Origin of the sequence: Pelosinus baikalensis (genome assembly GCF_020819555.1) — a bacterium.
Taxonomy (GTDB): Bacteria; Bacillota; Negativicutes; order DSM-13327; family DSM-13327; genus Pelosinus; species Pelosinus baikalensis.
This window is the reverse complement of sequence record NZ_JAJHJB010000024.1, coordinates 64,141-77,184: the sequence shown is the minus strand read 5'-3', so window position 1 is coordinate 77,184 and position 13,044 is coordinate 64,141. Positions and strand designations below refer to the sequence as shown.

General features: G+C 41.2%; 3 protein-coding genes. All 3 read right to left on the bottom strand.

Annotated features, from left to right (window positions below; all coding sequences use genetic code 11):
- Positions 1-356: 356 nt before the first annotated feature.
- The gene (locus LMF89_RS16250) at positions 357-1,910 is read right to left on the bottom strand and encodes a phytoene desaturase family protein (RefSeq protein WP_229536013.1); all 1,554 of its coding nucleotides are present in this window, start codon (positions 1,908-1,910) and stop codon (positions 357-359) included.
- A gap of 30 nt (positions 1,911-1,940) precedes the next feature.
- Positions 1,941-3,473 carry a phytoene desaturase family protein gene (locus LMF89_RS16245; RefSeq protein WP_369412623.1) on the bottom strand — a complete coding sequence of 511 codons (1,533 nt, stop codon included), beginning with the start codon at positions 3,471-3,473 and terminating at the stop codon, positions 1,941-1,943.
- Between the two features lie 105 nt (positions 3,474-3,578).
- On the bottom strand, positions 3,579-12,983 hold the full coding sequence (locus LMF89_RS16240) for a non-ribosomal peptide synthetase/type I polyketide synthase (protein WP_229536011.1): 9,405 nt from the start codon (positions 12,981-12,983) through the stop codon (positions 3,579-3,581).
- Positions 12,984-13,044: the final 61 nt, after the last annotated feature.

Genomic DNA, 13,044 nt, shown 5'->3' with positions numbered 1-13,044 from the left:
GATGGGCTCCGTTACGCTCGCACTTCATAACGGAGCATCCACAGCCTTAATTGAATTACCGTTTATATGCTACAAATCCATAATGATAAGGCGGCAAATCAATTAGATCACTTTCTAATCGGAACCCCACATTCAATGCCCATTTCCGTGGTTGTTAAAGGGGACGAGGTTATCGACGCCACATTCAATAGCCAATATACGCTCTCCGTCTTAGCTATAGGTTTTCATTAACAGACAAAACTCCTGCAAAATTCAATCTTGAACTTTGCAGGAGTTCTCGCAATCTTCGGCAACACGAAACGCTTATACCTGTCTCATTGGAACTGTTCAGGCGAGGCAGATGACAGTAAAAATGATTAGTCGGCAAGTTGTGCTACAAAATTCTTCTTATCGTCCTTGCAAACAAATTGAATCACATGCCGCCCCGATGAACTAGAACGTACCAGTCCTCCTAAAGAAACCCAATGACCGGCCATATAGAAATTGCTTAAACCAGGCAGCTTCATATTATGTTTTTCTACTAAGGGTTTGACATGTTCTTCTGTATCGGCAAAGGGTATCCATGCCATAACCGATCCTTCGTGATTACCTGTATAACGTACTGCCGTCACAGGCGTGGAAACATCTATAGCCTCTATCTGATCCTTTAAACCGGGATAATGCTGCTCCATATAGTTGATAATAAAGTCGGCGACTTTTCCTTTTTCCTCTTTATAAGCAGCTCTATCATTATCGTATAATTTTTTCCAGCAATCATACTCTGAATAATAGAAAAATTGCATTACCGATTTACCTGGTGGAGCAAATTCAGGAGCATGATGGCAATAATGCCGCGCAACTATACCTTTTTGGTTACAACCAAGGAGTTTAGATGGATGTTCCAAAAAATAGGTAGTACTATCTGGTTCATTAGTGAGATCTCGATTAATTCCTAGGAAAACCAATACAAATCCCTCATATATTTTATTCTCTCTGCTATGTAAGCCCTCATACAATTTTTTAATTGTATTATCCACATATTTACCATCCAGCATGTCAAAAATAGTTGTACGCCCATCAGCAGCAGATAAGACAATGTCTGCGTAATGCTTCGTACCGTCTTCAAGCATTACCCCTATAGCTTTATCATTTTCCACTAGTATCTTCTTTACAGGTGCTTCATAGACAATTTCACCACCAAGTTCCGTGTATCGTCTTTCTATTGATTTTGCTAATTCCAATGAACCACCTTCAGGATATCCCGCATTTTTTTCACTCATGGCAGCTAAATTATAGCAATAGGGCATCAACGGAAAATCACACATTTTTTGCTGTAATATATATGGAAAAGCTTCTTGTAAGAAAGGATTCTTAAAACGTTTTGCGAAATCGACAATCTCAATGCCTGTACTATCCCTAAGTGCTTTGCCATATTTTTTTATAAATTTTTCCTCTATTTCTTTATTTTCATTCTCATTATATAAGGGTTCCGGCTTTAATAAAGGAAAATTCATATCTCCTGAAAAAGCCCGGATACCGTTACAAAATTCTTCTATTAACTCCCCATCTTCCGGAGATATTTCTTTCAAATGAGCCTCCAGCCTATTAGGATCTACATAAAAAGTAACACTTTGCCCCTCTCGCCCCACTACCCGGTTAAACATATTAAAAAATCGCAGTTTTTTATTTTTTAATGCTCCCAGTTCCCGCCATACCTGATTCATGTCAGTACCTAGCTTTGTTCCTAACAGCCAGTCTATACACTGATCAAAAACGAAACCTTTACGTTCCCATGCAGTACAGCAGCCACCAGGTATAAAGTGACTTTCAAATATCTTTGTTTTATAACCGTTCATTTGGCCGTAACAACCAGCAGACATGCCTGAAATACCTGCACCGATAATAATTATTGATTTTTCATTTTTCTCCAAAATTTTCTCCCCTTCATTTCTTGTTTTTCTTTAATCTAACATAGTTGCGAACTTCTTTTGATCTTTATCACATTGCATCTGTATAACAAAACGACCTGATCCGACAACCCTTATTACACCACCATAAACCACCCATTGACCAATCATGTAGAAATTATCCAGATTAGATAGTGTCATGCCCACTCTTTTCGACCATACATCAATTTCGCTTGTAGCTATCCATCCCATGATTGACCCCTTGTAATTTCCAGTATACCGCTCTATTGTTACGGGAGTGCTAACATCCACATATTCAATTTTTTTCCTGATACCGGGATAAGTCTGCTCCAGATGTTCAATAACAATGTCTGCTACTTTTTCTTTTTCTTTTTTGTAACGTTCCCGATCTTTGTACAATTCTTTCCATTCGTCATAATTGGCAATAAAGAAGCTTGTAAGTACAGATTTTCCGGAAGGTGAATAAGAAGGTTCGGTATGGCAGTAGTGCCTTACAAGTATAGAATTTTGGTTTTTACTAATCAGGCCTGAAACCTCTACCGGTTTGTCCTTTAAATAAATAGCTGTGTGAGGTTCATTTTTAAAATCTTGGTTAACTCCTAGGAACACCCTTACCATAGACGGATGAACCGTTGCCTCTTTATACATTCGGTTGATATCGTCATTCAAATATTTGCCTTCTAATAGGTCATAAATAGTTGTCCTGCCATCACAAGCAGATATGACAATATCTGCGAAGTGCTCCGTCCCGTCTGCCAAAAGAATTCCTATCGCTCTGTTGTCTTTCACTATTATCTTTTTCACGCGTTTCTCGTATTCGACCTGACCTCCAAGCTCTTTATACCTAGCTTCAAAAGACTTCCCAAGCCCCAAGGCTCCACCCTCCGGATATCCCGCGTTCTTATTGTACATATTAGCTAAAGTGAATAGAGGCGGAAATACTGAGTAAGCAATATCGGGATTGTAGAATATGTAAGATATAATCTCACGCAGCCTCGGATCTCTAAATTCTTTGGCAAAATCACTGATCATTACACCGTTATATTTCGTTAGAATTCCCATATAGGGAAGAAACTTTAACATTACTGCTAATTTATCAAAAAAACCATACAAGTTTTCCGGTTTTTTATAGCTAAATGAAGGAGCCTTTGAAAAACGCCCAATTGATTTACACAAGTGTTTAATCTTCTTTAAATCTTCTCCATAAGAAGTGAATTGGGAAAGTTCTTCTTCAAACTTTTTGGGGTCGGCATAAAAAGTACATATTTTACCTTCTCTGTCTTTAATACGAAATAATTCATCATAAAATGCAACTTTCTTACCTTTTAATGCGCCTAACTCTCTCCATATAAGATGTTCCTCCATTTTAGGGTCAATTCCAACGATCCAGTCCATACCTCCATCAAAGGTGTAACCTTTTCGTTTCCATGCAGTAGATAATCCCCCGGGGATGTTATGCATCTCAAAAATGTTAGTTTTATATCCGTTCATCTGCCCATATATACCAGCAGCCAAACCCGCAGCGCCTGCGCCGATAATAATAATGGATTTTTCCTGATTCGTCACACTAATGATCACCTCAATTTTTATAAAGAAAATTGATTCAGGTGGAGTTTTAACTCCATCTGAATCTTAGTCGCTCTTAACTCCCACTTGTAGAAGATGGGAGTCTTAGAGCGCTTCAAGTATAGTACGGACAATATTAGCATTTTCGCGTACAAGTGTCTTATCCAGCATCTCTTCATGCTTACCTATACCTTGGTAGAGAGTAGCTGAGGTTTGTGAACTTCCATCCCAACTTGATTCCCGCTTCGTTCTATGCGGATCACTAGAGTTCTCTTCAATAATAAAATGTACCTTAGATTTTACCGTCCCCTTATTCATTGTTTCATAGCAAAAATTGATAAAATCTTTAGCCTGATCAAGAGTATGTTCCTGCACTACTGCTGAACCTACATGTCTTTTGAAATGCTCGGCTAACTCCACTTCAAATTTTTTCATATCTTCATCAGTAGGAGCAAAGGTTCCATCAATCCTGTACGAGTCCATAATAATCACATTAGAAACCTCTTTACCCCTGTTTTCAAGTTCTTTGCAAACTTCAAAAGCAAGGTTCCCACCCAAGGAATAGCCAAGCAGTACATACGGACCTTCTTTCTCATAGCTTTGAATCATATCCGCATAACGCTTAATCTTATCTTGCTCCATCATGTAATTAAAGGACACGAATGTAACATCATTCATACTGTCAGCCATACTACTATAGACCAGACTGTACCCTCCGGCAGGCGGAAAAGAGTACACTACCCTTTTTCTTGAGGGATTATACTCGATATACGGCTCCGCTCCTTTTTCCTTACCAGTAACAATATTCTCGACTACCCTTGCCATATCTCCCAGACTAGATGCTTTAAATAACTGACTTACGTTAATCTTAATCTTAAACTCATTTTGTAAGTGAATCATTAATTCTACCAAATAGAGTGAGTTACCACCCAGATTAAAGAAATCATGTTGCAGTCCTACCTTACGTACACCTAAAATCTTCTTCCAGACTTGAGCCACTCTCAGTTCATATATTGTTTGAGGTTCACTTACAACTTCACTCTCCTCTGCATAATTCGGCAATGGCAGAGCATTTATATCCACCTTCCCGTTATGTGACAGCGGAAACTGCGTTACCTGCATAAAATAGGAAGGTATCATATAACTTGGCAGCACTTCGCTTAACATACCACGTATCAATTTCTTGTCTACCTCACTGACGGAAGGGATGTAATAAGCACAAATCACCTTATCCCCATTCTTATCATTCTTAACTGCGACAACCCCTTTGCTTATACCTGGGCAATTTGCTAAATGTTTTTCGATCTCACCAAGCTCCACTCGATATCCTTTTATTTTTATCTGGTTGTCGACACGCTGTAAGATATGGATATTTCCCGATACATCCCATTTTGCCATATCTCCTGTCTTGTAAAGCCGGATTGGGGACTGGCAATTTATAGAATGTGGGATGAATCTTTCCTCTGTTAACTCCGGCTTATTGATATATCCCAAAGCTAGACCTGCGCCGCCTATATATAATTCACCTGGTATACCTACAGGCACAGGATTCATAAATGGATCCAAAATGAATACTTGTATATTCGGGAGCGGTTTTCCAATAGGCACCGTGCTGCCACTTTCAAAAACTTCAACATCTCCTTCAAAGTAGGTGCTGTCAATCGTGGCTTCGCTTAATCCATAGGAGCTAATCACACGAGTATTTTCCCCGCAGTAAGACTTCAGCAAACTAAACTCGTCAACCGTCCATGTGTCAGATCCAACAATCACAAGGTTCATAAAATCAAGTTTTTTTCCGGCAGACTTCATGAATTTTATCAGGTTTCTTATGATGGAAGGGACAAACTCGGCACAATCCACCTTCTCCGCAACCATAATTTCATACAAAAGTGGAATGTTGAGCAATATCTCTCTGCGGCATAACACCAGCTTACCTCCTGAGCAAAGAGCCCTTGCAAAGTCCCCGTAACATACGTCAAATGAAAAGCTGGCCATCTGCAGGTGGCTGCTTGTTTTTTCCAGCAGATGATACTCGTTTTCCCAATCCTTATATACGGAAACAAAGCTTTGATGAGTTACCATGACTCCCTTTGGCTGGCCTGTAGATCCTGAAGTATATACAACATAGGCTAGGTCAGAGGGCTTACTAATATTATCCAGGTTGTTTTCTTCCTCACCCTCAATATTAGCCTGTTCGGTATCTACGCATATGGTACGTCTAGTTCCACAATCCAATGCTTCTTTGAGCGAAGAATGACTGATGATGACCTGGGCTGCTGAATCATCCATGATATAAGCCAGCCTGTCCTTCGGATAATTTGGATCTAATGACACAAATGCACCACCTGCCTTAAGTATAGCCAGGAGGGATACTGCCAGTTCCGTCGATTTATCCAAACAAACTCCAACAACCGTATTTGGCTTAACCCCAACCTTTTGCAAATACCTGGCAAACTGATTTGCCTTCCTATGCAATTCATCATAGGAAAGATAATCCGTCCTTCCATCTTCGTAGGGTACGCTTAATGCTATGCTATTCGGTTTTTGCGATGCTGCTTTTTCCATTAGTGCATGTATGCTAGAATCAGTTGCAAATGCTCCCTTGCCACCACTCCAATGTCCCAAAATGGTAGCCCTTTCTTCTTTTGTTAACACATTATACTTTGAAACCTTTGCCTCAGGATCTTCAATTATTTCCTCTAAAAGAGCATTATAATGTCCTGCCATTCTGGCAATGGTAGCCTCATAGAACAGATCGGTGTTGTATTTAAATGCTCCGTGGAATTCTCCATTTTCTTCATATATAGACATGGTAATGTCGAACTGACCTTCCTCTTCCGGAATGGCAAGGTAATGCACAGGTAAGGCAACGTCCGCAGCAATACTATTTCCATCTACTCCGACCTGCTCCAGCCTATGTACCAGATAAACAAACATCACCTGAAAAATTGCCGAGCGGCTAGGATCATGTTCCAGACTCAGTCGATCTACCAGAAGGGCAAAAGGATACTCCTGGTTTTCCAACCCTGCAAAAACGCTACCCTGAACTTGTTTTAATAATTCCTTGAAAGTTGGATCTCCCTCAAAGCTGGCACATAAGGGCAGCGGATTTACGAAATAACCGTACACCTTTGATAAATCAGGATTCGTCCTTCCTGCAACAGGACTACCTATAATAACATCATTCTGTGTGGAATATTTGTGCAGCAGAATATAGAAGGCACTTAAGAGATTCATGTAAACGGTAGCTCCCGTTAGTTTGGACACGTCCTTAATACTCTGTGTCAATTCCTTATTTATCGTAAATACATAAGAAGCTCCATTACTTGTCAATACCACCGGACGCGGCTTATCTGTAGGCAAGTTCAATATAGGCATTTCTTCCGGCAGATGATTTCTCCAGTAGTTGAACATCTTTATCCCTTTGGAGCTATTTACAAACCTGTTTTCCCATTCGACAAAATCCTTATATGTAGCAGTGGGAGGTGGTAACTCAACCATTTTACCTAGGGCGTATTTTTCATAGAGCTCCTGCATTTCATTAATGAACATATAATTGGACCAGGCATCTGAAACAACATGGTATATGCTGATGGCAAAGTAATAGTCCTGCTCAGACTGCTTGTATAATGTAATCCTAAATAGGGATCCCTTCTCTAGGTTAAACGGTTTTCGATTGTCAGCAATTACCATCTTTCTGATGTCGCTCCATTCCATTCCCGGAACATCAACCACTTCTATTTCTTCCTTCCTGGAAGCATAAACTCTTTGATAAGGCTCTCCACCTTTAATGAAAAAGTTAGTTCGCAGGCCAGGATGTCGCTGAATCACCTCTCTAACAGCTTTGCGTAACGCTTCAATATCTATCTTGACTGGTATATGCAGGCTTCCGCCTATATTGTAGGCGGGACTATCTGGTAGCAACTGGTTTATAAACCAGATGGCTTTCTGTCCGTAGGAAAGAGGATATTCATCTACCACCTTCCCTTCCTCACCAATTCCAGCCTGATCTAGAGAATCAAGAAGTCCCCAAGCATCAGCTACTTCAGCCGTTACCGCAGCAGCTGCTTCATTTTCAGCTTCCCCTATGGATTCACTTAAGCCTTCTAATAATGCTTCTGCAAGTTGCATAATCGTTGAGCCGCTTAAAAGTTTCACAATCGTGAGAGAATGTCCGAAATGGAAGGCAATCTTATTTCTAAGCTCCGTAGCCATGATAGAGTCGATACCCAGTGCATTCAGCGAGCTATTGGGCTCAACCTGCGATGGTTTACAACGTAATACTTTTGCAATTAACTCTGTTAACTGTTCTTCTACAATCACCTTACGAAAAGCTTCGTCAGCATTTTTAAACAAGATTTCAAAACTTACATTATCCCCATCATTTTTGTTATCTTCTTTTTTAGCAAGATGGGCGAATAGCGGCGGCTCCGAGGGATACCAAGGAAGCGCCAGCGGCCAATCAACTTCACATACCATGATCTGGGAAACATCCTGTCCTATTACCCTGTCGAGAATATTCATTCCAACTTCAGGAAGAATGCAGTTCATTCCCCGGCGCAGCCTGTAATGCTCAATTAAATCCAGTTCCTTAACCATTCCTGTTGCCCACGGTCCCCAATTGATACTCAGAGCAGGAAGACCATTTGCCCGCCTATGATGCGCCAAAGCATCCAAAAATGCATTTCCTGCCGCATAGTTGGTTTGTCCTGCCGTTGTTACCAAGTCGGCTACGGATGAAAACAATACAAAGTGTTCAATCGGTTCGTCCTTAAGATATTTGTGTAATAAAAAGGAACCATATACTTTGGGATCGTAAACAGAATCAAATGTTTTTGCATCCATTTTTGATACAAACTTATCATTTACTGTTCCAGCTGAATGGATTATGCCTCGAATTGGAGGATATCCCATTTCTTTGAATTGTTTAAAATACTCAGCCACCTGCAGCTCATTCGTAATATCCACACTTGCCAGAAGTACATCGGCTCCTAAGGATTCAAGTTCCTTTATGAATGCGATTTTTTCAGCATTGCCGGTTCCTGGTTGAACTGTATTCCATTCCCCTCTGGAAGGGATTTTCGTTCTGCCCATAAGTATCAAACGTCTGGCACCGTGTTTCACCATGGTACGGGCAACCAATTGTCCCAATGCACCAAATGCCCCCGTGATAAGATAACAACCGTCACTCCTGAATCGGGTAGGCAGCGGCTTCGTCAGGTTTGATGCATAATGCAACCTTGGCACATAACGCTTTTCACCACGAAAAGCAATCAAATCCTCTTTATCCCCACTTATCATCTCATTAAATACATTGAGAGCATCCTCTTTTAGCCGCTCTGGGCTAGCAACAGAGTCCAGATCAATTAAGCCTCCCCAGTTTCCTACCAATTCCTGCTGTCCAAGAACTCTTCCTACTCCCCATACAGGCGAAGCTGCAGCGCATATATCACCTGTATCTTCACCGACAACTTGGGCCCTGCGCGTTACAATCCAGAGTTTTGCAGGAATCTCCAGATCTCCAATTGCCCTAGCTATTTGCAAGATGGAATAACAACCCAATTTTTTTATTTTTTCTATATCGGCTAGCTCCATACTTTCAAGACTGGGAGCCTCCAGATTCCACAAATGGACTATTCCTTTGCATTTTCTATTCTTATCTTTGAAAATGGTTTTGATTAAACTGCTGACCTCACCATCAGTATCTGATGCAACGGTAGCTAAACTATTACTATTGTCAATAGTGATACCGTCTCCTGGATAAACGAGGCAACAATGCTCTCCCTTTTGTTTTAATAAGCCTGAGAGTTCTTCCGCCACCCCTTGTTTATCTGCAAAGATAAGCCACCCACTATTGTCTTTACCAGATATATTTTCAGTCTTTTCCCCCACTATAGAGCGCTCTTGCTCCTGCCACTGTACATCATACAGCCAATTGTCAATCGTACTCAAGGATGCATTACCTGAGGCCTGATCAACCCCTTGAGCAAGAAACCCTTTAATTTCACCAATTGCATTTCCGTCTTCATCATATAGATAGATATCCCCTACCAATTTATGAGCGTCACTAACAGTTATCCTGGCATATGCCCATATTGGCCCTGTATGTCCTTGGGTAAGTCTGATCTTTTCAATAAAAACCGGAAGCCTGATTGCCATTTGTTCTGCACTGCTGGATTTTGAAAACTCAGCAGTGATCAAAGTTTGAAAGCAAGCATCGGTTAGCGTAGGATGAAAAAAGTACCCTGCTGCGTCCGCCAAAACTTCTTCCTTCATTTGAATTTTTGTCAGTACTTCATTTGCCCCGATCCAAAGATCTTTTATTCCTTGGAAAGAGTATCCATAATGATACCCCATCGCTCCCAGTTTTTCATAACACTCCTTATCAGACATATAGTTTGCCAGTTTCGTTTTTAACCCGTCAATATCAATCTTCGGTGCAATTTGTGTATTCTGAATAACATGTGCTTTACCATAGGCATGAGAAACAGCAGTATTGTTTTCATCTTCATAAGTAACAATCTTAAAGGTGGACTGTTCTTTATCTAAAAGGAATTGCGCCTTAGGTTCCTGGGATTCGGGGAGGAATAATGCCTTTTTAAATTCAAAACCTTCAAGGGAAAAGGTTCCAGCTCCCAGTAGTGAACTTAAAGCACTAAAGGCCATCTCTATATATCCCGCCGCTGGGAACACTACACTTCCCTGTATCTGGTGATCCTTGAGATATGTGATTTTTTCCGCACTAATGGATTCCTCCCATGATGGTTCAGGGGCAAACAAACGAAATCCAAGCAAAGGATGGTCTTTCTGGCCTAACCGAGCCTGCTCAATATCCCGTGGTTCTGTCCAGTAGCGATCTTTTCTCCATGGATAGGTCGGTAATCGTGTGAACTTTCCATTTGGATATAAGGCCTGCCAATTAACAGGGAATCCCATAACATACAATTCTGCAAGAGATGTAAAGACTCTCTCCTGTTCCTTCTCTTTTCGCCTTAAACTGCACAGTATCTTGCCGTCTTGTTTCTTATCTACCATAACTTCAGATATAGAACCAGCTAGTACGGGATGGGGGCCAATTTCAAGAAACACTCGATAGCCATCATCCAATATTTGATCAATAGCTTTTGTAAACAGCACAGTTCCTCTTACGTTTTGCCACCAGTATGCAGCGTCAAGCTCTGTCCCTTCAACAACAGCCCCCATTGCCGTTGAATAAAGGGCAACTTTAGTTTTTTGAGGTTTTATATCATGCAGCGATCTCAACAATTCCTCTTTAATAGGTTCCATATAGGCACTATGAAAGGGTATCTGCACCTGAAGAAACTTGCAAAAAATGCCTTGCTGCTGCAGTGGTTTTATAAACTCACGTAAAGCCGCTTCATCCCCCGCTATAGCAACCGAATTCGGGCTATTGATAGCTGCAATGGAAATCTTATCTCCATAAGGTGCTAGTAAAGGTCCAGCCTCACTTGCAGAAAGGCCTACTGCAACCATCTTGCCTGTCCCGCTGACGGTATGCTGCAGACGGCTTCGATTCACAATTACCTTTACAGCATCTTCAAGAGTATAGACACCAGCTTCATAGAAAGCAGCAGCTTCACCTGTACTATGTCCTACAATAGCATCAGGACTGATTCCAAAAGAACGCCAGAGGGCGGCAAGAGCAATTTGCACTGCAAAATTGGCTGTCTGTGAGATCCAAGTTTCTTCCATATGTGATTCTTTCTCACTCATATTTATTAGCTCATGAATCAAAGACCAATCCACCCATTTAGACATTTCCCTGTCGCATTTCTCTATTACCTCACGGAATACAGGCTCCTTTTCAAAAAGCTCACGACCCATGGCCCACCACTGTGGCCCCATTCCTGTAAATACCCAGACAAGATTCCTCTTATTTTTTTCCCACTTTTTACCTTTCACTATAGAAGGACTTTCTTCCCCTGCAATGCACATATCAAGTTGCTGCAACAAATCTTCTTTTGAAGAATAAAGCACGGCCATTCTATGATCATGCTGTTCACGTTTTATACTTGCTGTATATCCCACATCTTTTAACGCCGGACAACTATCATTCGCTTTCTCCAAAAGTTCTTTATACTTTTGGGCTATATCTGGTAAAATCTCCGAATCACGAGTGGAAAGTGGCAGAATGTTAGGTCTCTTCACCTCTAGGATAGCCTTGTCAAAAGTCGTCAATAGGGGTGGCTCTTGTAAAATGACATGGGAGTTAGTCCCACCGAATCCGAAAGAATTTATACCTGCCTTTGCCGCCCCTTCATGTTCAGGCCATGACTCCAGCTTCGTAGGTATCTGATATGGCCATTTATCTATCTCTATCTTGGGATTTATCTCTTTAAGGTGAAGGTGAGGAGGTATCTGGTTATTTTTCAGGCTTAGTGCCACTTTCATCAAGGCCGCCACACCAGCTGCCGATTCCGTATGCCCAATATTTGTTTTTACTGAACCGACAAAACATTTTTCTCCAGACTTTCTTCCTATACCAAGCACCGCTCCTATAGCATTGGCTTCTATGGGATCTCCAACAGGGGTGCCTGTTCCATGGGCTTCTACATATTGCAATTCTCCGGGTTGTATCCCTGCTTTAGCGCATACTGTTTTAATCAGCTCCTCTTGAGCTTTGCCATTCGGAACAGTTATACCATTGGTATGTCCATCCTGATTTGCACCATCACCGATAATAGTGGCATAAATGGGGTCACCATCCTTAATTGCATCACTTAACCGTTTAAGTATAACTACACCTACCCCTTCAGCACGGGTATACCCGTTAGCACTCGAATCAAAAGCATGGGACCATCCCGTTGGCGATAAAAATCCGCCTTTTGACTCAGCAATGGTATATTGGGGGGCAAATTGCAATAGTGTCCCCCCTGCAACAGCCATAGAGCTCTCTTTGCTACGTAAGCTTTCACAAGCTAAATGAGTGGCAACCAGAGAAGAACTACACGCTGTATCTAAGGATATGCTTGGTCCCGTGAAATCAAAAATATAGGAAATACGATTTGAAACCATTGTCATCATGGCTCCAGTAGCTGAATGGGCAGCAAGATTATCATGCCTCTTTCCACCCCATTGCAATATTTTCCAGTCAGAAGTAAATGCCCCGATAAAAACACCAACAGGTTTTCCTGCTAACTCTCCTGGTTTTTGCCCTCCATCTTCCAATGCTTCCCATGTTACTTCCAGCAGTTTTCTCTGCTGAGGATCCATATATTCTGCTTCCCGAGGTGTAATACCAAAGAATGTAGGGTCAAATTCATCAACACCATCAATATACCCACCCCATTTGGATAGAAGTTTTCCTGGAATCTCTTTATTGGCACTATAGAAAGTTGATGCTTTCCAGCGATTTGACGGAATTTCAGAAATGCAATCGATACCGTTTTTGAGAATCTCCCAGAACTCTTCAGGATCATTAGCACCTCCTGGTAAACGGCAACCCATACCTATTATGGCAATCGGCTCATAATTTTTTGGTTGATTCATATTTTTTACCTCTTTTCATTTAATTTAATTGATTCTGCTGTGAAAAGTACAAGGGTGATGC